Origin of the sequence: Clostridium sp. 1001283B150225_161107_B6, from assembly GCF_015556325.1 — a bacterium.
In the GTDB taxonomy this organism is placed as follows: domain Bacteria; phylum Bacillota; class Clostridia; order Lachnospirales; family Lachnospiraceae; genus Enterocloster.
The window spans coordinates 1-22727 of sequence record NZ_JADNMD010000009.1 but is presented as its reverse complement, the minus strand read 5'-3'; the positions used below and the strand labels follow the sequence as shown (position 1 = coordinate 22727).

The following is a 22727-nucleotide window of genomic DNA, read 5'->3' as shown; positions in this document are numbered from 1 at the left end:
TCTTCATATAACTTTTTATATTATTATATCTAAACCTATATTTATATCTTCAGCTTGTCCCATTCGTTATATATCTATATATACATCTATCTGACATCTAATTATTTCAACCTCAACTGTCAACAGCCTATATACATAGATTGACTTATATATTAATTGATATCCTAATTTCTATTTTCATTTCTAGTTCCATTTATTTCTATATATATCTATACTCCTATATACTTATTTTCTATTCGAGCATATTAAAATAGTTTATTGCTAAAATTTGAGTTTTTACCTCTCATCTTATCTCACTTCTTATCTTATTTCTTATCTCATTTCTTATCTCAGCTCTTATCTCAGTACCTATCTCAATTCTTATCTCAATCTTTTTCAGTCTATACCTAATCTTCCATTACATCCTTAGCTTATTCATATATTTATATATTCATTGCTTCTACCTGAAAATCTCCTTCCTCTCAATTTATTTCTTTTATTTATCTCTCAATTCCATCTATAAGTTTATTCCAATACAATCCGCAAAAAAAAGGAATGTTTCACGTGAAACATTCCCTCCTACAGTACCAATCTCTCTTTAACATACATTAATTAAACTCTACCCCAACGGCTCCTTAGTCGGCATACCTGCTTTTCTCGGATACTTCTTAGAAATCCCTTTTACCTTCTTAATGACTACCAAAGACCTGGAGGCATCTGTACCGGGCAGCATAAATTTATCTACAAATTCAAGCTCTCCCCCCAATATACCAATAGCTTTACCTGCGGATTTCAATTCCTCTTCTATCTCTCCGGACTTATAAGGAACAAAAAAACCACCAATTTTCACAAAAGGCATACAATACTCAGACAAGGAAGCCAAATTAGCAACAGCCCTGGACACGCACCAATCATATATTTCTCTGTGCTCTGTCTGCCTCCCAATATCCTCAGCTCTCCCATGAACAAATTCCACGTTCCTTAAGCCCAGTTGGTTACAGACTTCCTCTAAAAATTTGACCCTCTTATTCAGGGAATCAAGCAATGTAAGCTTTATTCCCGGAAATGCTATCTTAAGTGGTATTCCGGGAAAGCCAGCGCCTGTGCCCACATCTATAACAGATTTTCCATCCAGCATACCCTTATCATAGACAGGACCATCATTGCTGTTACAATCACTTAAGACACCGCTATCTCTGCCGCAACCAAATGCCCTGTCCATTTCCCCTATCTTCAGCACTCTAAACAGTGACAAGCTGTCACTAAAATGTTTGGACACCACATCCGGTTCATCTGTTATAGCTGTCAGGTTCATCACCTTATTTTTTTCCACCAGCATTTCATAATAAGTAAAAAACTGCTCGATCTGTTTCTCACTTAACCTTATGCCCAGGAGTCCTGACTCCCGGTCCATCCGCTGTCTAAATGTATCTGTCATATCGGATCCTCTCACTGCTTTCTCGTAAAATGCACCAGCAGGACAGATATGTCTGCCGGTGATACGCCGGATATACGGGACGCCTGTCCAATGGTGGCCGGCTGCACCTTATTCAGCTTCTGGACAGCCTCCCTGCGGAGACTGTTGACTTCCGAATAGTCAAAGTCCTCAGGCAGCTTCTTATTCTCCAGCTTTTTAAACTGAGCAACCTGCTGCATCTGGCGCTTTATATACCCCTCATATTTAATCTCAATATTAACCTGTTCCCTCACATCATCAGGAAGCAGCGGTCTGTCTTTATCCAGTTCCGCCAGTTTATCGTAATCCAATTCCGGTCTCTTCACCAACTCTGCCAGCGTAATTCCGGATTTCAATAACGTGCTTCCATACTTTTCCAAATACGCCTGAACCTGGTCATTCACACCTATCACAGTCTTTTCCAGCCGTTTTATCTCTGACTGTATATCATCCATCTTCTTTAAAAGATGTTCATACTCCTCATGGCTTACCAGACCAATGTCATAGCCTATTTTTCTGAGCCTGATATCCGCATTATCCTGGCGCAGCAAAAGTCTGTATTCTGCCCTGGAAGTCATCATTCGGTAGGGTTCGTGATTCTCCTTTGTAACCAGGTCATCAATAAGAACGCCTATATATGCCTGTGACCGGTCCAGTACAACGGCTTCACGCCCCTGTATCTTCCTCACCGCATTCACGCCGGCCATGAACCCCTGGACAGCAGCCTCCTCATACCCTGAGCTGCCATTAAACTGTCCGCCTGCAAACAAACCGGAAATCTTCTTAAACTCCAGGGTCGGCTTAAGCTGCAGGGCGTTGATGCAGTCATATTCAATGGCATAGGCATTCCGCACTATCTTTACTTTTTCAAGGCCGGGAACTGTACGGTACATTGCATACTGTACATCCTCAGGCAGAGAACTGCTCATACCTCCCAGATACATCTCATTGGTATAAAGTCCCTCCGGCTCCACAAAAACCTGATGTCGGTTCTTATCCGGAAATTTAACCACCTTATCCTCAATAGAAGGACAATACCTTGGCCCGGTTCCTTCGATAGCACCTGAGAACAGAGGCGAACGGTCCAGATTTTCCCTGATAATGCGGTGTGTGTCATCATTGGTATAGGTCAGCCAGCAAGAAACCTGCTCCTTCTGTATATCATCCGGATTCGTTGAAAAGGAAAATGGCACCACCCTGGAATCTCCCAGCTGCTCCTCCATCCTGGAAAAATCAATACTCTTCTTATCCACTCTGGCCGGGGTCCCTGTCTTAAACCGGAACATCTCAATCCCGTTTGCCTTCAGGGATTCCGTGAGATGATTAGCTGCCTGAAGGCCGTTAGGCCCTGTAGGATTGCTCACATCCCCATAAATACACCTGGCTTTCAGATATGTTCCTGTACACAGTATCACAGCCTTGGCATGATACACAGCGCCAGAAAACGTTTTTACACCGCTGACTGCTCCTTGCTCCACCATGATTTCGGACACTTCCGCCTGACGTATGGTAAGATGGTCTGTATTTTCCAGGGTCTTTCTCATATGCCTGCTGTAATCCTGCTTATCAGCCTGGGCGCGCAGGGAATGGACAGCCGGTCCCTTGGATTCATTGAGCATCTTGGACTGTATGAAGGTCCTGTCAATGTTCTTTCCCATCTCTCCCCCCAATGCATCCAGCTCCCTGACCAGATGGCCCTTGGAGCTTCCACCTATGTTGGGATTACAGGGCATCAGCGCTATGCTGTCCACGCTGACCGTAAACATAATGGTTTCCATGCCCAGTCTGGCACTGGCCAGAGCTGCCTCGCATCCTGCATGGCCCGCGCCCACAATCACCACATCGTATGTTTCTTCTAAATAAGGCATCATTCCACGTTCCTCTTCCATATCCATGAGTCAAATTTAATTGGTAACAAATTTCAGTCCCTGACACAAGCTCCCCTATTTACCCATACAGAATTTTGCAAATATCTCATTTACAACATCATCGTCCACTGCCTCCCCGATAATGAATCCCAGCTGTTCATAGGCATTCATCAGGTCAATGGAATAAAAATCCTCCGGCATGTTGTCCTCAACGCTTCCCTTTACCATGTTAAGGCTCTCAAGGCACTGCTCCAAAGCCTCCTTGTGGCGCGCATTGGTAATATAAACCTGGTCATTGAAAGACAGCTCACCGTGATAAAACAGCTTCTTGATTTCCTGCTCCAGAAGTTCGATACCCTGTTCTTCCTTTGCTGATACGGGAATCACCTTATGGCCGCAGAGCTGTTCCAGTTCCTCTGTGCCCACTTCCAAATCCAAATCCGATTTATTCAGCAGCACAATGGATTTCCTGCCCTGGATGAAATTCATGATTTCCCTGTCGCTTTCATCCAGGGGCCTGGAACCATCCACCACGTAAATAATCAAATCAGCATCCCTGGCTGCCTTTAACGCCCGGTCCACACCTATTTTCTCCACCACGTCCTCTGTATCCCTGATTCCGGCCGTATCCACCACATTAAGACTGATTCCCTGAAGATATATATGCTCCTCCAGAGTATCCCTGGTAGTACCTGCAATCTCCGTGACAATAGCCCTCTCCTCCCCTAAAAGCACATTCATGAGGGAGGATTTGCCTGCATTGGGCTTGCCCAGTATGACTGTCTTTATTCCCTCAGACATGACCCTGCCGTCATCCGCCGACAGAAGCAGCTTTCTCACTTCCCCTATCATGGGTTCCAGGGAATCCATCAGCTGTTTCCCATATCCGTCCAGGGATATATGTTCCGGGTCATCCAGGGCTGATTCGATAAACGCAATCTGATACAGAATCCGGCTGCGCAGCTCCTTAATCTTATTTGACACTGAACCGCTCAGCTGGCTCACAGAGCTTTTAAGCGCATATTCATTGGTTGCATGAATTACATCTGCAACTGCCTCGGCCTGGGACAAATCCAGCCTGCCGTTCAGGAAAGCCCTCTTGGTAAACTCTCCCGGATCAGCTGTCCTGGCGCCCGCATGAAGGACGGTTTCCAGAATCCTTCTGACCATCAGGACGCCCCCATGGCAGTCAATCTCCACCGTATCCTCAGCCGTATAGCTGTGGGGTCCCTTCATGATAATGACCAGGGCCTCATCCACCTTATCATCCCCGTCATATATATACCCGTAATGGACGGTATGGGACCGGGATAGGCTCAGCCTTACCCTCTCCCCTTTTTTGTTCCGGAAAATGGAATCAATAATAAAAAATGCTTCCTCACCGCTGATTCGCACAATTCCGATTCCTGAGTTGCTCATGCCTGTGGCTATGGCCGCAATCGTATCTGTCTTCATAGGCTCTCCTCACAATAGAGCAAAAAGGCCGTCGCTTCAGCAACAGCCTCTTAACCTGTTTCATTACCACCTGCATCCAATCATGGTTGGACAGGCTTATTCCTCTTCACCGGCAGCTGTCTCAGCAGACGCATCAACAGATGTCTGTGATGAACCATTTCCATTGTTCCGGCGGTTGCTCCTGTAACCTCCGGAACGGTCGGAACGCTCAGAGCGGTCATAACGTCCGCCCTTATTTCTGTCGTAACGTCCCTTTCTCTCACCGCCGGAAGCTTCCTTCTTAAGTGCAATCACCACATGGCGGAACGGTTCTTCCCCCTCGCTTCTGGTGGTCACATATTTATCATTCTGAAGGGCAGCATGAATGATTCTTCTCTCATAAGGATTCATAGGTTCAAGAGACACCGGCCTCTTGGTCCTCTTAACCTTATAAGCAATATTCTTAGCCAGGGTCTCCAGGGTTTCCTTCCTTCTCTCACGGTAATTCTCAGTGTCCAGTTTAACCCTGAGATATCCTTCCGTTCCCTTGTTCACAATAAGGCTTACCAGATACTGAAGAGAATCCAGGGTCTGGCCTCTCTTGCCAATAAGGATGCCCATGTCCTCGCCTTCCAGGTTTAAGGACAGTTCCTGCTCCTCCTGGTTATATGCAGCCGTAATGTTCACTTGCATATTCATTGCCCCAAAAATCTGGGACAGGAAATCCATTGCCTTATCCTCAACGGACTCTTTTTTCTTAGCACGAATAATGGCAGGTTTTGCGCCGATACCAAGGAATCCTGTACTTCCTTTATCAACTACCTCATATTCCAGTTTGTCGCTGGTGGTTTCAAGTTCGATTAACGCCTTTGTAACTGCTTCGTCCACTGTCTTGGCAGTAACTGTAATCATATCCATACAAAACCCTCCTACTTTTTACCCTTCTCATGCTTCTCATTATACTTGGAAACCATGTTAGCCTTAGCCGCCAGACTTCCGGGCTTGGCATTATCATTATAGTACTTGGTAGACTCCTCAACAATGGTCTTTGTCTTAGCAATCTTAGCCATCTGGGCCTGTTCTGCCTTTTCTTCCTTTGCCTCAATCTTCTTGAGCATCTCATCTACATTGCCCACTTTTGTAGGAGGAAGGCCTTTCTTTGCGCGCTTCTTGTTGGTTTTTTCAATGTTCTTCTGAACCAGGTCGTCAATATTAACCTTATTAAGGTAAGAATTGATTCCCACCTGCTGGATGATGGTGAACACACTCTGTGCAACCCAGTAAAGTCCGATACCGGATGCAAATGAGAAACAGAAGAATACGGACATCAAAGGCATGGTCACATTCATGCTCTTCATCATATTGGCGCCAGGAGCCTCTTCAGACTGCTGGGGCTGGTTGGCTGTCATCAGCTTGGTGCTGTACCACTGGCTTAAGCCGGCCAGCAGCGGAATACACAGTGCAGCGAATGCAGTCATCAGGGTGGTGTCGTCTACCTTATTAAAATAATTCATGATAACCTGCAGCGGCGTGTATGCAATATTCAGGCCAAAGAAATTCTGCATGTTCTCAATGGCATCCACCACTCTTACGCCTGTCTCCGTAACAGCCTGTCCCACGGAGGAAAAGGCATTGACCAGAGAATCCCACTGCTGCCCTGTAAGCTTATATAATAAATCAATGACTGTGTTTACATTGGTATAGTCAAATCTCTCACCCACCATTTTGTGGGCCTGTGCCAGGTCCGTAAATGCCTGAGCCGACTCATATCCGCTGGGAAGCTTGCTTACCACTGCTTCATAATATCCCCTTACGGACTGTACATATGCAGGAATATTGTAGATAACGCGGTACAATGCGAAAATAATAGGCATCTGAATCAGAAGAGGGAGGCACCCGCCTGTCATGGATGTGCCGTACTTCTCATAAACCGCCTTGATTTCAGTCTGCATCATCATGGCGTACTTCTGGTCATTTTCCTTGCCCTTGTACTTTTTCTGGATGGCCGTTATCTCAGGCTGCATAACCGCCATGAGTTTCGATGATTTCTGCTGCTTGATGGTAAGAGGTATCATCAGCACCTTGGTTACAAGGGTAAATAAAATGATACATAAACCAATATTTAATATCCCGAAGGTACTGGTAAAACGGAACAACAGGTCCATAATCCACCCCAGGATATCAGCTATTGGCCCAAGAATACCTCCTGTTTTTGTCAATACTACTGCGCCAGCTATACTGTTCAATACGCTACCTCCTTTGATTTACGGAACTGGATCATAACCGCCTTCTGCAAATGGGTGACACCGGAGTATCCTCTTGCAGGCCAACCATGTACCTTTTAACGCACCATACTTCTGTAATGCTTCAATGGCGTATTGAGAGCATGTAGGTGTGTAAATGCAGTGAGTTCTTACTTTAAGAGGCGACAGAAACTTCTGGTATCCTCTTACCAACAAAATCAGATATCTTGCCATAATCACTTCACTTCGATTCTTTTAAAATGTGATGCAGTCCGCACAGGTGCAGGTAAGCACCCTCCAAATGTTTGTAATCCGATTGTCCGGCAGCAACTCTTGCTACCAGGATGATGTTTAACCCAGTCTTTATCCTATTATTGTTTAAACGGAAAATCTCTCTTAAAAGCCTTGTTATATGATGGCGGACAACACTGTTGCCCACTTTTTTGCTCACAGAAATGCCAATGCGGTTTTCATCTTCCCCGTTTTCCATAATATACATCACCAGCAGTCTGTTTGCATAGGAAGTTCCATTCCTGTAAATCACCTGGAACTCACTGTTCTTCTTAACGGAAGGAAATCGTTTCATCCGAAACTCCTTACAATCAGGTTGTCAAAACACTTCCCGTTATCCGGGAAGGTAAGAAAAGAAAAGGCCACATGTTGCTGTGGCCCGTAGTTCTTTTGCTTTAAGCTTGAAACAATTAAGCAGATAATCTTGCTCTACCTTTAGCTCTTCTGGCAGCAATAACTTTTCTACCGCCTGTAGTCTTCATTCTTGCTCTAAAGCCATGAACTTTCGCTCTCTGTCTCTTCTTAGGCTGAAATGTCATCTTCATATCCGGGCACCTCCTATCAAAATTATGTGGCAATGTGAAAACACACATTTAGACTAGTATAATTAAACATCTTCTCAATTATATAGAAGAAATCCGCCTTCGTCAAGCGGATTTTCTCAAAAAATCAACAAAAAAACAGCAAAAAAGGACAGCCTCAGGGGCTGTCCCAACAAAATGTGTGCATTGCAAAACTACATTACTATATTTAGTGTGAATTCCTGCCGGCCACCAGCCTATGGCCTGCTGCCAGATGTTATCTTCAGCAGAATTCCGGCCACAGCCGTCACAATGATTCCGGCCACCAGGGCCTCAGGCACTCCCTGCATACCGATGATGCCCAGGATTACCCCGTATACCCACTTGGCTGTCCAGCTGGCTGCGGATGCATACTTATCCCCAAACAAAAGATAGATAAGATTCATAACAAGAAGGGTATTGGTCAGGGATCCGGCCACGCCTGCCGCAAACAATGCGGTCCCCTGCTTATTCCTCTTGTTCCCAAGCATCCGTATGAACATACGGTACACATAATAGGCCACGACCCCAATCAGTATTCTCGGGACCAGGCAGATGAACAGACTTCCCAAATTTCCGTGAAACTGCCCCATGGTAACAAAGGGCGAAAACACAAAGGATGTGGGATTTGGCATAAAGGTATTCTTCCACAAACTGGTCAGGCCGAATGTCAACCCCAGAAAGGCCCCATATTTCGGTCCCAGTATAATGGCTCCGATAATCACGGGGATATGAACGGTGGTCGCATTCATGAATCCAAGCGGAATATACCCTAAGAATGGCACAAAGGCCATGATTACGATAATGGCTGCAATAACTGCCGCCAATACCAGGTCACGGGTTTTGGTTAAAGTATTCATTTTTTCCTCCTGCTACTGTTCTTATGAAAAAGATACAATGCAATGCTACAACGTAATTATAAGTAAAAAAGACCTCAGCGTCAATGTTTCAGGTTCATGTTTCCCTTTCTATGCAAGGACATTTTCACATTAGCCCCCAGATTTACATAACATTATCCACAAAATGTGGATAAGTTGTGGATAAGTATGGGATACTCACTGTTTTTTCCCCAGGCCTATCTAAAAAAACCAGAATTTATTAGTATTTCCACCATGTGTAAAACTCCGGTTAGCTTTTTCACGATTTTTGTGGACAAATGGCCTGTCCACAGGGCTTACACAGATCTTCCACCCTCAATACACAAAGTTATCCACAATATTTTACACTTGTCATTGAAAAAATTTTTACTTTAGTATACAATAGATTTAGATTGGGCAATTCTGCAATACAGTTTTAGGAGACAAAAAATGATCGAAAAAATCAAAGAAAACTGGGACAAAATCTTACTTACTTTAAAAGAAGAACACGAAATATCCAATATCTCCTACAGTACCTGGCTGGAACCCTTAAAGCCGCACTCTTTTAAAGACAACAAAGTAACCATCATTGTTCCCGAACAGACCTTTTTACAATATGTAAACAAAAAATATGGATTTTTATTAAAGGTAACCATCTCGGAATTCCTTGAAAAGGAATGCGAGGTGGATTTCAAAGTTAAGGAGCAAATCGAGGAGGCGGAGGAACCGTCCTCACCCCAGCTGATTAAGAACAACAAGGCTTTAGTGAGTCCCGATGTCATACAGAGCGCGAACTTAAATCCCAAGTATACCTTTGATACCTTTGTTGTAGGCGGAAATAACAACCTGGCCCATGCTGCCGCCCTGGCTGTGGCTGAATCCCCAGGTGAGATTTACAACCCTCTTTTTATTTACGGAGGCGTGGGACTTGGCAAAACCCATCTGATGCATGCCATCGCCCACTTCATATTAAAGAACAACGCCAAATCCAAGATATTGTACGTCACCTCTGAGACCTTTACCAATGAGCTGATTGACGCCATCCGTAATAAGAACAACATAACCACCACGGAATTCAGGGAAAAATACAGGAACAACGATGTCCTGCTCATTGACGATATCCAGTTCATCATAGGTAAGGAAAGCACCCAGGAGGAATTTTTCCATACCTTCAACACATTATATGAATCAAAGAAGCAGATTATCATATCCTCAGATAAGCCGCCAAAAGAAATTGAGACACTGGAAGAACGGCTCCGCTCCCGTTTCGAATGGGGCCTGACCGTGGACATCCAATCTCCTGATTATGAGACAAGAATGGCAATCCTGCGCAAAAAGGAGGAGATGGAGGGATATAATATAGATAACGAGGTAATCAAATACATCGCTACCAATATTAAATCCAACATCCGTGAGCTGGAGGGAGCCCTGACAAAAATTGTTGCATTATCAAGGCTCAACAAATGCGACATCACCCTGGAGCTGGCCGAGGAAGCCTTAAAGGACATCATTTCCCCCAATGCCCAGAGGGAAGTGACACCTGACCTGATAATCCAGGTCGTTTCCGACCACTTTGGTCTGACCCCACTGGATATTTCATCCCAGAAACGCAATAAGGAAATCGTATACCCAAGGCAGATTGTCATGTACCTGTGCAGGGATATGACGGCCACCCCACTCCAGACCATTGGACGGTATCTTGGAGGAAGGGACCATACCACCATCATACACGGCGCTGAAAAGATTACCGGGGACATGGCAAAGGACGATACTTTAAGGAATACCATAGAGATATTGAAAAAGAAGATTAATCCACAATAGGAAGTGGAATCCATGTGGACGGGCTGTTGATAACTGATCGTTTCTGAAGGACCTGTGAATGACTTTTAACCATCTGTGGATAAACTTTAAGTTTTCCCTGAGAAAAGTGGATGGTTTCCACAGCCCGTTCCACAGGTACTTGTCCTTAATTATCAAGGGCTTCAGACAGTTTTGCACAAACCCACAGCCCCTACTACGGTTTCTACGAAAATTATCTATATCTTCACTCACAGATGACACACCGGGCACACAATTACTCTGAAAGGAAGTTATCAACATTATGAAGTTAAGATTTCAAAAAGACGCCATTGTTAATGGAATTAATATTGTAATGAAAGCAGTACCTTCCAAGACCACCATGTCCATTCTGGAATGCATACTCATTGACGCCAGTACAAACGAAATCAAGCTTACAGGCAATGATATGGAGCTGGGAATTGAGACAAGGGTTGAGGGAGACATACTGGAACACGGAAAGATTGCACTGGATGCAAAGCTTTTCTCTGAAATCACCAGAAGGCTTTCCAGTGAAAATGCATCCGTTACCATTGAATCAGATGATAAGTTCAACACCACCATACGCTGTGAGAACTCTGTATTTAATATCCAGGGACGCGACGGAGAAGAGTTTGCCTATCTTCCCTATATAGAAAAGGATAAATATATCTGCCTGTCCCAGTTTACCTTAAAGGAGGTCATCCAGCAGACCATATTCTCCATTTCACCTAACGACAGCAATAAGATGATGGCTGGAGAGCTGTTTGAGGTCAATGAAAACCAGCTGAAGGTGGTGTCCCTAGACGGACACAGAATCTCCATCCGTAAGGTCCGCTTAAAGGACCACTATGAGGACACCAAGGTTATTGTACCGGGTAAGACCTTAAGCGAGGTCAGCAAAATTTTGGGCGGCGACAATGAGAAAGAGGTTCTGATTTACTTCAGCACCAACCACATCCTTTTTGAATTTGACAATACAATCGTTGTGTCCCGTTTGATTGAAGGGGAATATTTCAGAATCAGCCAGATGCTTTCCAGTGATTATGAGACAAAGGTATCGGTAAACAAGAAGGAATTCCTGGACTGTATTGAGCGCGCCACAATCCTGATACGCGAAAACGACAAGAAACCGCTGATTATCAATATTGGCGATAATTCCATGGAACTGAAGCTGAACTCCAGTTTTGGATCCATGAACGCAGATTTGATGATTCACAAAACCGGTAAGGACATCATGATTGGATTCAATCCCAAGTTCCTCATCGATGCACTGCGTGTCATTGATGACGAGGAAATCAATATTTATATGATGAATCCAAAGTCCCCATGCTTTATCAAGGACGAGGAGGAAAATTATATTTATCTGATTCTTCCTGTTAATTTTAATGCTGCTACTGTCTAGCAGGATGTCTAAGAGAGGAAAAGTATGGAAATAATAAAACTGAGGGAAGACTATATCAAGCTGGGCCAGGCGCTGAAGGCGGCTGGCCTGGCGGAATCAGGCGTAGATGCCAAGTATGCTATTGAGGACGGCCTTGTATCGGTAAACGGCGAGACTGCTCATCAGCGCGGGAAAAAACTGGTGGACGGCGATGTGGTCACCTATAACGGTGAAACCATTAAAATCACTAAGTAACAGACTGGTAGGGAAATCCATGATTATTGAATCCATAGAACTGAAAAATTACCGCAACTACAATGAACTACATATGGAGTTTAATCAGGGAACCAATATACTCTATGGGGATAATGCCCAGGGAAAAACCAATATCCTGGAGGCAGTGTATGTGTGCTGCACGTCCAAATCACATAAAAGCGCCAAGGACAGGGATATCATCCGGTTCAATCAGGATGAATCCCATATTAAATTGCAGATAAGGAAAAACAATGTACCTTACCGCATTGACATGCATCTGAAAAAGAACAAGCCAAAGGGCATTGCCATCAATGGGGTTCCCATACGCAGGGCCAGCGAGCTGTTCGGCATTGCCAATGTGGTATTCTTCTCGCCGGAGGATTTGAATATTATAAAAAACGGGCCTTCTGAGAGGAGACGGTTCATTGACATGGAACTGTGCCAGCTGAATAAACTCTATGTCCATTCCCTTGTGCAGTACAACAAGGTCCTTCTTCAGCGGAACAAGCTGTTAAAGGAACTGTTTTTCAGGCCTGAATACGAGGAAACCCTGGATGTCTGGGATATGCAGCTGGTAAATTACGGGCGTGAGGTAATTAAGTTCCGAAGGGAATTTATTAAGCAGCTGAATGAAATCATGCACGCCATCCACCTGAGTCTGACAGGGGACAGGGAGGATATATCCATTTCCTATGAACCCTACACCCAGGAGGACCAGATGGAGGATGTCCTTAAGAGGAACCGTGCCCAGGACATGAAACAGAAGACCACATTGTCGGGACCTCACAGGGACGACATTAGCTTTATTGTTAATGGTATTGATATACGCAGGTTCGGATCCCAGGGTCAGCAGCGCACAGCAGCCCTGTCACTTAAGCTGTCAGAGCTTCAGCTGGTCAAGCAATTAAGCCATGACGACCCAATCCTGCTATTAGATGATGTGTTATCAGAGCTTGACAGCAGCAGGCAGAACCATCTGCTGTCGGCCATCAAACATATACAGACCATGATTACCTGCACGGGTCTGGACGATTTTGTCAACAACAGGTTCCAGATAGATAAGGTATTCAAGGTAATTGACGGGACTGTCATCAACGAGAATTAATGCCGTACTAGAAAGAAAGGATGATTATATAACATGGGAGAGCAATACGGAGCAGACCAGATTCAGATTTTGGAAGGACTGGAGGCGGTCAGAAAGCGGCCTGGTATGTATATAGGCAGCACATCAGCCAGAGGTCTCCATCATCTGGTGTATGAGATTGTAGATAATGCGGTAGATGAAGCATTGGCGGGATATTGTGATTCCATCGATGTGACCATCAACGAGGACAATTCCATCACAGTGGTGGACGACGGCCGCGGTATTCCGGTAGATATCCAGAAAAAGGCGGGACTTCCTGCCGTGGAAGTTGTATTCACCATCCTCCATGCAGGCGGTAAGTTCGGCAACGGCGGATATAAGGTGTCCGGCGGTCTTCATGGCGTTGGTGCTTCCGTTGTCAATGCTTTGTCTGAATGGCTGGAGGTGCAGGTATATAAAGATGGAAATATTTACCAGCAGCGTTACGAGAGGGGAAAGGTAACATACCCCTTAAAAATTGTGGGAAAATGCGGACCGGAACAGCATGGAACCAAGGTTACATTCCTGCCTGACAAGGAGATATTCGAGGAAACGGTCTATGATTACGACACGCTGAAAATCCGGCTCAGGGAAACTGCGTTCCTGACCAAGAACCTGAGGATTACCCTTAAGGACGACAGGGAAGAAAAGAAGGAAAAGACATTCCACTATGAGGGCGGTATCAAGGAATTCGTCACATACCTGAATAAGGGCAAGACACCTCTTTACGAGCAGGTTATTTACTGCGAGGGAACCAAGGAAGGCGTGTATGTGGAAGTATCCATGCAGCACAATGATTCCTATACAGAGAATATCTATACATTTGTTAACAACATCAATACGCCTGAGGGCGGCACCCATCTCACCGGTTTCAAGAACGCCCTGACCAAGACCTTCAACGATTATGCCAGGGAAAACAAGCTCCTAAAGGACAGCGAGGATAACCTGTCCGGTGAGGATATACGCGAGGGCCTGACAGCCATCATCAGTGTTAAAATCGAGGATCCCCAGTTTGAGGGGCAGACAAAACAGAAGCTGGGCAACAGCGAGGCCCGTGCGGCAGTGGACAATATTGTCAGTGAGCAGCTGACCTATTTCCTGGAGCAGAATCCGGCTGTGGCCAAGTCCATGTGCGAGAAATCCATACTGGCACAGAGGGCCAGGGCAGCTGCCAGGAAGGCCAGGGATTTGACTCGCCGTAAATCCGCTCTTGACGGCATGGCCCTTCCGGGAAAGCTGGCTGACTGTTCTGACAAAAATCCGGAAAACTGCGAGATTTACATTGTAGAGGGTGATTCCGCCGGCGGTTCTGCGAAGACAGCCCGTTCCCGTGCAACCCAGGCCATCCTTCCCCTGCGCGGTAAGATTCTTAACGTGGAGAAGGCCAGGATGGACCGTATCTACGGCAATGCTGAAATCAAGGCCATGATAACTGCATTTGGAACAGGTATCCATGATGATTTCGATATATCCAGGCTGCGCTACCACAAAATCATCATCATGACGGATGCCGATGTGGACGGCGCTCATATCAGCACCCTTCTTCTGACATTTATTTACAGATTCATGCCGGAACTGATTAAGCAGGGATATGTATACCTGGCCCAGCCGCCGCTTTATAAGGTGGAGAAGAACAAGAGGGTGTGGTATGCGTACAGCGATGAGGAGCTGAATTCCATCCTCATGGAGATTGGCCGGGACAACAGTAATAAAATCCAGCGTTACAAAGGTCTGGGAGAGATGGATGCGGAGCAGCTGTGGGAGACAACCATGGACCCGGAACGCAGGATTCTTCTGCGTGTCACCATGGACGAGGAAACCACGTCAGAAGTAGATTTGACCTTCACCACCCTTATGGGCGACCAGGTAGAGCCAAGAAGGGAATTCATTGAGGCCAATGCAAAAAAGGTGAAGAACTTAGATATCTGATTTTAGACTGCAAACATAAAGGAGATTGAATATGGAACCAAATGTATTTGACAAGGTTCATGAAGTAGACCTTAAAAAAACCATGGAACAGTCCTATATCGACTATGCCATGAGTGTTATCAGCGCCAGGGCCCTGCCTGATGTCAGGGACGGTCTTAAGCCCGTACAGAGGCGTGTGCTTTATTCCATGATTGAGCTGAATAACGGTCCGGATAAGCCTCATCGTAAGTGCGCCCGTATCGTCGGTGATACAATGGGTAAGTACCATCCCCATGGAGACAGCTCCATTTACGGCGCGCTGGTTAACATGGCGCAGGAGTGGTCCACCCGATATCCTCTGGTGGACGGACACGGAAACTTTGGTTCTGTGGACGGAGACGGCGCTGCAGCCATGCGTTACACAGAGGCCCGCTTAAGTAAGATTTCCATGGAAATGCTGGCAGATATCAATAAAGATACCGTGGACTTCGTACCCAACTTTGATGAGACAGAGAGAGAACCCCTTGTACTTCCTTCCAGATACCCCAACCTTCTGGTGAACGGTACATCCGGTATTGCCGTTGGTATGGCCACCAATATACCGCCCCACAACCTGAGGGAAATCATCGGAGCAGTGGTGAAGATGATTGATAACAGGGTGGAGGAGGACCGGGAAACCTCCCTGGAAGAAATCATGGAGATAGTGAAGGGGCCTGACTTCCCCACCGGAGCCACCATTCTGGGAAGAAGGGGAATTGAGGAAGCCTACCGAACAGGCCGCGCCAAAATAAAGGTGCGCGCAGTGACCAACATAGAAACCATGGCCAACGGAAAGTCCAGAATCATTGTGACGGAACTTCCCTACATGGTAAACAAGGCCCGTCTCATTGAGAAAATCGCAGATTTGGTCAAGGAAAAGAAAATTGACGGCATCACCTATATCGGAGATGAATCCAACCGTGAAGGCATGCGTATAAACATAGAGCTGCGCAGGGATGTAAATGCCAATGTAATCCTGAACCAGCTGCTAAAGCATACCCAGCTGCAGGATACCTTCGGCGTTATTATGCTGGCCTTGATTAACAACCAGCCAAGGGTGCTGAACCTGCACCAGATGCTGGAGGAGTACTTAAAGCATCAGGAAGAGGTCGTTACCAGAAGGACACAGTATGATTTAAACAAGGCGGAAGAAAGGGCCCACATATTAAAGGGTCTGCTAATTGCCCTGGACCATATTGATGAGGTTATCCGCATTATCCGCGGGTCAGCCAATGTGGCTGACGCCAAGAACCAGTTGATGGAGCGCTTCGGACTTTCCGATGTCCAGTCACAGGCTATTGTGGATATGAGGCTCCGCGCTCTTACGGGGTTGGAACGTGAGAAGCTGGAAAATGAATTCAGGGAACTGCAGGCAAAGATTGAGGAGTTAAAAGCTATTCTTGCAGATGAGAAGAAGCTGCTTACTGTTATCCGGGATGAAATTATGATTATCTCGGATAAATACGGCGATGACCGCCGCACAGCCATTGGATATGACGATGATATGTCCATGGAGGATTTGATTCCGGACGAGGACACCATCATTGCCATGACCCATCTGGGGTACATCAAGCGTATGGATGTGGATAATTTCAGAAGCCAGAACCGCGGAGGCAAGGGCATCAAGGGGATGCAGACCATTGAGGAGGATTATATCGAGGACCTGCTCATGACCACCAACCATCACTATATGATGTTCTTTACCAATACCGGCCGGGTATACCGTCTGAAGGCGTACGAGATACCTGAAGCAGGGCGCACGGCCAGGGGAACGGCTATCATAAACCTACTGCAGCTGATGCCGGAGGAGAAGATTACGGCCATCATTCCCATGCGTGAATTCAACGATGACAAATATCTGTTCATGGCTACCAGGAACGGCATGGTCAAGAAGACGCCTATGGTGGAGTATGAGCATGTGCGCAAAAACGGTCTGCAGGCCATTGTGCTCCGGGACGGCGATGAGCTGATAGAGGTAAAGGCAACGGATAATACCCAGGATATTCTTCTTGTCACACGAAAGGGCATGTGTATCCGCTTCAATGAGACAGATGTAAGGGTGACCGGCCGTGTGTCCATGGGCGTCATCGGAATGCGGTTTGAGGATGACGATGAGGTCATTGGAATGCAGATGCAGAGCCAGGGAGACAGCCTTCTGGTGGTTTCCGAGAACGGTATGGGCAAGCGCACCATGATTTCGGAATTCAGTGCCCAGAACAGGGGCGGAAAGGGTGTCATCTGCTATAAGTGTACGGATAAGACCGGCTATCTGGTAGGGGCCAAGCTGGTAAATGACGGCAGGGAAATCATGATAATAACAACAGAGGGCATCATTATCCGCATGACTGTTGATGATATATCCGTGATTGGGCGCAACACCTCCGGCGTCAAGCTTATGAGCATTGACCAGGAATCCGACATCAAGGTGGCAAGTATAGCCAAGGTAAGGGAAAGTGTTACCAAGGACAGCAATGTATACGATGAAGAGTATTACGAGGAAGAGAACGGGGATTCTGAGGAAGAAAGCGAAGCAGAAACAGATTCAGATGAAACGGTTTAAGATTCAGTTCCATGAAAAGGCTGTCAGTCACGACAGCCTTTTTATGAAATAGTTATTGCGTTTCTGTTCCCTTACCTGGTTACGGACAAAAGAGGAGAACCGAACAATATGGTTATGTGGTCATTGGCAGCAGAGTTATTAGGACTTATTATTCACATTATACTCATTTTATACCATTACGAACGGCGGCTGGTGTCCAGCAACAGGCGGAAAATCTATCAGGTATGCCTGTGGATTTCTGTTGCAACCATACTTTTGAATATTGTCTGCGTACATATGGTTACACATCCGTTTACGGTTTCCCGGGGGATGAATGTGCTGTTTAACAGCCTGTATTTTATTTTATGCGTACTAACCTGTTCGGTTATGGCAGTCTATATGTTCGCCCTCACATTGGAGCATGTATATAATAAGCATTGCCTGAGGATGGCAGGCGGCATTGTACTTATTCTAAATATTATATTTCTGGGAATCGTACTATGGAACCTTAAAAGCGGCGTGCTGTTTTACTTCGGTGAAAACCGGATATACAGAAGGGGCCCATTAAACAGGGTTGGCTATCTGGTTATGGCCATTGAGATGCTCATGCTGGTGGTGTGCTATATGCGCAACCGCCGCAGTGTCAGCAGGCCGGTGGTCCGCTTAATCCGCACCATGCCCGTGATTGCGGCTATCTGTATTGTGTTCCAGCATATATATAAGGACCTTCAGTTAAACGGCATGTTCATGGCCATTGTCAATATGGTTATATTTATCAGCTTCCAGACCAGGCGAAGCGAGGTGGACAGCCTTACCTTTATCGGAAACAGGAACTGCTTTTTTGAGGAGATATCCCTTAGAATGGCCAGCAGGCAGTATTTTCAGGTGGTGCTTGTATGCCTGAAGCAGTTCTCACTGATTAATGAGAAATTCAGCTATAAAAAGGGGGATGAGTTTTTATACCGCATTGCCGGGGAGCTGGACCATATTCTGCCGGGGGCAAAGGCATTCCGGTTTGGAAATGTGGAGTTTGCAGTGCTTCTTCCCTATGGCACGGAAGAAGAGACCCTTTGCAGCCTTAAAAGGATACAGGAACGTTTTGAGGACAAATGGGAGCTGGGAGAGCTGGGCAGTTATATCCAGGCGTATTTTACAGATGTGGTATACAACGGCCAGGAATGGAGCGCCACCCAAATCATGGAGTACCTGGAATCCGGCATCCATTATGCCAAAAGGGAGCCGGGAGGAATGAGGCGGTTTGATGCAGAACTGCTGGAGCAGTTAAACAGAAGAAAGCGGATTCTGGATATCATGGAGACATCCATCCGGCAAAGGCGATTTAAGGTATGGTACCAGCCTGTTTTTAACCTGAAAACAAACAGGTTCTCATCAGCCGAAGCTCTGCTGCGCCTCAGGGACTATGACGGCGAACCGGTATCTCCGGCTGAATTCATACCCCTGGCGGAAGAAACAGGTCTGATTGACGACCTGAGCTGGATTGTGCTGGAGGAAGTCTGTATGCTTCTTGGACATATGTCCGGCCAAATAGATTCCATTTCCATCAATCTCTCCATGCAGCAGTTTGAGGACCGCAATCTTTCCGGTAGAATCAATGCGTGTCTGAAACGGTCCGGTCTTAGCCCGGATAAACTGAAGATTGAGGTTACGGAACGGGTCCTGCTGCAGGATATGGATTATATGAGAATGATAATGGAGGAAATGACAGGGGAAGGCTTTGGTTTTTATCTGGATGATTTCGGCACCGGATACTCCAATATATCCTGCGCCCTGTCTCTTCCCTTTGAGTATATCAAACTGGACAGAAGTCTTTTGGTGCGTCTGCCTGGGGACACCAAGGTCCAGGTATTCGTGCGGAGCATGATAGAGACATTCCATGCAATGGGACAGAAAATCGTGGCAGAAGGCGTGGAAAAAGAGGAACAGATAGAAATATTAAGGCAGTTCGGTGTGGACTGTGTTCAGGGGTATTATTACGGAAGGCCCATGCCGGAAGATGAATTTAAGGATATTATAGCAAAAGGATGGGAGGAGCAAAGGAAATGAGGGAGATATCTGCAGCAGCCATAACAGAAGCAGTAAGAGATATGTGTATGGAGGCCAATTATGGACTGGCCCCGGACATGAGGAAGGTATTTGAAAAGGCAGTGGAGGAGGAGGAGTCCCCTCTGGGCCGTCAGGTTCTGGGACAGCTCAAGGAGAATCTGAGAATCGCGGGAGAGGACAGCATTCCCATCTGTCAGGATACCGGTATGGCCGTGGTGTTCATGAAAATAGGCCAGGATGTACATATAACAGGGGGAAGGCTGGCAGATGCTGTCAATGAGGGGGTGCGTCAGGGATATGAACAGGGATATCTGCGCAAATCCGTTGTTGGGGACCCCATAGAGCGGATGAATACAAAGGACAATACGCCGGCTGTGATTCATTATGAAATTGTGGACGGGGAACAGATGGATATCACAGTGGCTCCCAAGGGATTTGGAAGTGAGAATATGAGCCGGGTTTTTATGTTAAAACCGGCAGACGGCCTGGAAGGGGTAAAGGCATCCATTCTACAGGCTGTGAGAGACGCTGGTCCCAATGCCTGTCCGCCCATGGTGGTGGGAGTGGGCATAGGGGGGACCTTTGAAAAATGTGCAGAGATGGCAAAACACGCCCTGACCAGGAATATAGAGGATAAGCCCGCAAAGCAGTGGGTCAGGGAGCTGGAGGAAGATATGCTAAACAGAATCAACCAGTCAGGCATAGGACCGGGGGGACTGGGAGGGAGGATTACTGCCCTTGCCGTGAACGTTGAGACCTTTGCCACCCATATTGCCGGTCTTCCCCTTGCCGTGAACATATGCTGCCATGTAAACCGCCATGCCCGCCGAATACTGTAAATAGAGAAAGGAGTCCTGTTCTGATGAACCGACATATGAATGTACCAATGACAAAAGAGGAAGCTGCTTCCTTAAAAGCAGGAGATTATGTATATCTTACAGGGACCATTTACACGGCCAGGGATGCGGCCCATAAACGGATGGATGAGGCGCTTGACCGAGGGGAGACACTGCCGTTTGACATAGACGGAAATATCATATATTACATGGGTCCGTCCCCTGCCAGGGAGGGAAGGCCCATTGGCTCTGCCGGTCCTACCACGGCCAGCCGCATGGATAAGTATACGCCCCGGCTGCTGGATTTGGGCATGGGAGCCATGATAGGAAAGGGAAAGAGAAGTAAGGAGGTCATGGATGCCATTGTGCGCAGCGGTGCTGTTTATTTTGCCGCTGTGGGAGGTGCTGGAGCCATTCTGTCCAAATGTATCCTGTCTTCTGAATTGGTTGCATATGAGGATTTGGGCACAGAGGCAGTCCGCAGGCTGACTATCCGGGATTTTCCGGTGGTGGTGGTGGCGGATGCTTTTGGTAATAATCTATATGAAACAGCAGTAAAGGAATTTTGTACTCTGTAGTGAGGGGATATGAAGCGGATTATATATATGGTACTCATGAATCTTTTCCATGCTCCCGTGTGGTTCTTCACCATTGCCCGGATGGCCAGGGAGGAGGACACAAGGACAGCCGCTGAGAAGTATGGGTATATATCGGAGATGGTAAAAAGGATAAACAAAAGGGGAAGGGTTACGGTCACGGCTTCGGGAACAGAGCACATTCCGTCTCAGGATGGATTCATACTGTTTCCCAACCATCAGGGGCTGTTTGATATGCTTGCCCTGTTTTCAACATGCCCAAGGCCGCTGTCCGTTGTAATAAAGAAGGAGGCGTCCAACTGGGTTCTGGTAAAGCAGGTACTGGGGGCTACCAGAAGCCTTGCCATGGACAGGGATGATATAAAAGACCAGGTGCGCATCATAACTGAAGTTACCAGACTGGTAAAGGCAGGCCGCAACTTTGTCATATTTGCAGAAGGACACCGGAGCCGCAAGGGAAATGAGATACTGGATTTCAAAAGCGGTACATTTAAGAGTGCAGTAAAAGCAGGGTGCCCTATTGTGCCCGTAGCCCTGATTAATTCCTTCCGGCCCTTTGATATGAATTCATTAAAGAGGGAGGAAGTACAGGTTCGCTATATGGAGCCAATCCTGCCTGATCAATATATGGGAATGAAAACCTCAGAAATAGCACATCTTGTACATGACCGGATTCAGGAAGAAATAAATAAAAATCTCTCCCAAAATGGCTTGACAAGCTAAAGTCTATTTAGTATAATGGTCAATGCGTCTGAGGGCAAGCATGTCCAAAGAAGCAATCATATGGAAAATATCAATTCGGAGAAATACTCAAGAGGCCGAAGAGGCGCCCCTGCTAAGGGTGTAGGTCGGGAAACCGGCGCGAGGGTTCAAATCCCTCTTTCTCCGCTCCATTTTCCAAATGATTATTTTTTTCACTTTTGCTAAAAAGATGAAAAAAAGTTTTAAAAAGTTGTTGACAATAAATGACAGTCGTGGTATAGTTAATACCCGCTGGAGAAAAAAACAACAGCGGTTGATGATTGGAAAAGGCCTGCGGGCTGAAAACAAAAATCAAAAAAATAAAAAAAGTTGTTGACAAACACTTGCAACTGTGATAAGATATAAAAGTTGCTGCTGAACAAGCCGACAACAAAGAACCTTGATAATTGAAGATTAGACAGTATGTAAAACCCTGAAAATTCTAAAAACAAAAGGTCTGGTTTAGACCTTTGGATTTGAGAAAATTCAGAACAAAACCAAGTAATGAAGGTTAAAGATAACTAGCCAAGCTAAGTAGTCTGAAACCTGGAATCAACTTTTAAACATGAGAGTTTGATCCTGGCTCAGGATGAACGCTGGCGGCGTGCCTAACACATGCAAGTCGAACGAAGCAATTAAGAGGAAGTTTTCGGATGGAATCTTGATTGACTGAGTGGCGGACGGGTGAGTAACGCGTGGATAACCTGCCTCACACTGGGGGATAACAGTTAGAAATGAC

At 46.2% G+C, this 22727-nt stretch carries 19 protein-coding genes, 1 tRNA gene, 1 rRNA gene and 1 pseudogene; 13 read left to right on the top strand and 9 right to left on the bottom strand.

What is annotated here, in order from left to right:
• Positions 1-598: 598 nt before the first annotated feature.
• The 9 genes and pseudogenes from rsmG to I2H39_RS19000 form a co-directional block, all read right to left on the bottom strand.
• Positions 599-1417: a 16S rRNA (guanine(527)-N(7))-methyltransferase RsmG gene (gene rsmG, locus I2H39_RS19040; RefSeq protein ID WP_195627300.1), complete on the bottom strand. Its 819-nt coding sequence runs from the start codon at positions 1415-1417 to the stop codon at positions 599-601.
• 11 nt (positions 1418-1428) lie between these two features.
• Positions 1429-3303 (bottom strand): tRNA uridine-5-carboxymethylaminomethyl(34) synthesis enzyme MnmG, encoded by a 1875-nt coding sequence (gene mnmG, locus I2H39_RS19035; RefSeq protein WP_347563862.1) that lies wholly within the window; start codon positions 3301-3303, stop codon positions 1429-1431.
• Between the two features lie 75 nt (positions 3304-3378).
• On the bottom strand, positions 3379-4758 hold the full coding sequence (mnmE, locus tag I2H39_RS19030; protein WP_195627299.1) for a tRNA uridine-5-carboxymethylaminomethyl(34) synthesis GTPase MnmE: 1380 nt from the start codon (positions 4756-4758) through the stop codon (positions 3379-3381).
• A 273-nt stretch (positions 4759-5031) separates the two neighbouring features.
• Positions 5032-5655: pseudogene (gene jag, locus I2H39_RS19025) on the bottom strand (RNA-binding cell elongation regulator Jag/EloR); the annotation flags it as partial.
• An 11-nt stretch (positions 5656-5666) separates the two neighbouring features.
• Positions 5667-6983 (bottom strand): YidC/Oxa1 family membrane protein insertase, encoded by a 1317-nt coding sequence (locus I2H39_RS19020; RefSeq protein ID WP_138310313.1) that lies wholly within the window; start codon positions 6981-6983, stop codon positions 5667-5669.
• A gap of 18 nt (positions 6984-7001) precedes the next feature.
• Complete coding sequence (yidD, locus tag I2H39_RS19015) at positions 7002-7214, bottom strand: membrane protein insertion efficiency factor YidD (RefSeq protein WP_138310314.1); 213 nt, start codon at positions 7212-7214, stop codon at positions 7002-7004.
• A gap of 7 nt (positions 7215-7221) precedes the next feature.
• The gene (gene rnpA, locus I2H39_RS19010; RefSeq protein ID WP_138310315.1) at positions 7222-7566 is read right to left on the bottom strand and encodes a ribonuclease P protein component; all 345 of its coding nucleotides are present in this window, start codon (positions 7564-7566) and stop codon (positions 7222-7224) included.
• A 115-nt stretch (positions 7567-7681) separates the two neighbouring features.
• Positions 7682-7816, bottom strand: coding sequence for a 50S ribosomal protein L34 (gene rpmH, locus I2H39_RS19005; RefSeq protein ID WP_138310316.1), 135 nt, complete (start codon positions 7814-7816; stop codon positions 7682-7684).
• 233 nt (positions 7817-8049) lie between these two features.
• Entirely contained in the window at positions 8050-8691 is a 642-nt protein-coding gene (locus tag I2H39_RS19000; protein WP_195627298.1) for an ECF transporter S component, read from the bottom strand.
• A 447-nt stretch (positions 8692-9138) separates the two neighbouring features.
• On the opposite strand from I2H39_RS19000, the gene dnaA reads away from it, so the two are divergent.
• The 13 genes from dnaA to I2H39_RS18940 all read left to right on the top strand — a co-directional run.
• Complete coding sequence (gene dnaA / locus I2H39_RS18995; RefSeq protein ID WP_138310318.1) at positions 9139-10509, top strand: chromosomal replication initiator protein DnaA; 1371 nt, start codon at positions 9139-9141, stop codon at positions 10507-10509.
• A 280-nt stretch (positions 10510-10789) separates the two neighbouring features.
• On the top strand, positions 10790-11908 hold the full coding sequence (gene dnaN / locus I2H39_RS18990; protein ID WP_138310319.1) for a DNA polymerase III subunit beta: 1119 nt from the start codon (positions 10790-10792) through the stop codon (positions 11906-11908).
• 24 nt (positions 11909-11932) lie between these two features.
• Positions 11933-12142 (top strand): RNA-binding S4 domain-containing protein, encoded by a 210-nt coding sequence (locus I2H39_RS18985; RefSeq protein WP_138310320.1) that lies wholly within the window; start codon positions 11933-11935, stop codon positions 12140-12142.
• A 19-nt stretch (positions 12143-12161) separates the two neighbouring features.
• A complete protein-coding gene (gene recF / locus I2H39_RS18980; RefSeq protein WP_138310321.1) occupies positions 12162-13247 on the top strand; it encodes a DNA replication/repair protein RecF in 1086 nt (361 codons plus the stop codon).
• Between the two features lie 33 nt (positions 13248-13280).
• Positions 13281-15194, top strand: a complete 1914-nt coding sequence (gene gyrB, locus I2H39_RS18975) for a DNA topoisomerase (ATP-hydrolyzing) subunit B (protein ID WP_195627297.1) — start codon at positions 13281-13283, stop codon at positions 15192-15194.
• Positions 15195-15225: 31 nt separating this feature from the next.
• The gene (gene gyrA, locus I2H39_RS18970) at positions 15226-17772 is read left to right on the top strand and encodes a DNA gyrase subunit A (protein ID WP_138310323.1); all 2547 of its coding nucleotides are present in this window, start codon (positions 15226-15228) and stop codon (positions 17770-17772) included.
• 108 nt (positions 17773-17880) lie between these two features.
• Positions 17881-19815, top strand: a complete 1935-nt coding sequence (locus tag I2H39_RS18965) for a GGDEF domain-containing phosphodiesterase (protein WP_195627296.1) — start codon at positions 17881-17883, stop codon at positions 19813-19815.
• Complete coding sequence (locus tag I2H39_RS18960) at positions 19812-20654, top strand: fumarate hydratase (RefSeq protein ID WP_138310325.1); 843 nt, start codon at positions 19812-19814, stop codon at positions 20652-20654. The genes I2H39_RS18965 and I2H39_RS18960 overlap by 4 nt, the downstream gene beginning before the upstream one ends.
• A 23-nt stretch (positions 20655-20677) precedes the next feature.
• Positions 20678-21229 (top strand): Fe-S-containing hydro-lyase, encoded by a 552-nt coding sequence (locus I2H39_RS18955; RefSeq protein WP_171042687.1) that lies wholly within the window; start codon positions 20678-20680, stop codon positions 21227-21229.
• 9 nt (positions 21230-21238) lie between these two features.
• Positions 21239-21970, top strand: a complete 732-nt coding sequence (locus tag I2H39_RS18950; protein ID WP_138310327.1) for a lysophospholipid acyltransferase family protein — start codon at positions 21239-21241, stop codon at positions 21968-21970.
• 77 nt (positions 21971-22047) lie between these two features.
• Positions 22048-22135, top strand: a tRNA-Ser gene (locus I2H39_RS18945).
• A gap of 13 nt (positions 22136-22148) precedes the next feature.
• On the top strand, positions 22149-22325 hold the full coding sequence (locus I2H39_RS28900; RefSeq protein ID WP_207746892.1) for a hypothetical protein: 177 nt from the start codon (positions 22149-22151) through the stop codon (positions 22323-22325).
• Between the two features lie 224 nt (positions 22326-22549).
• Positions 22550-22727 (top strand): 16S ribosomal RNA (locus tag I2H39_RS18940); the annotation flags it as partial.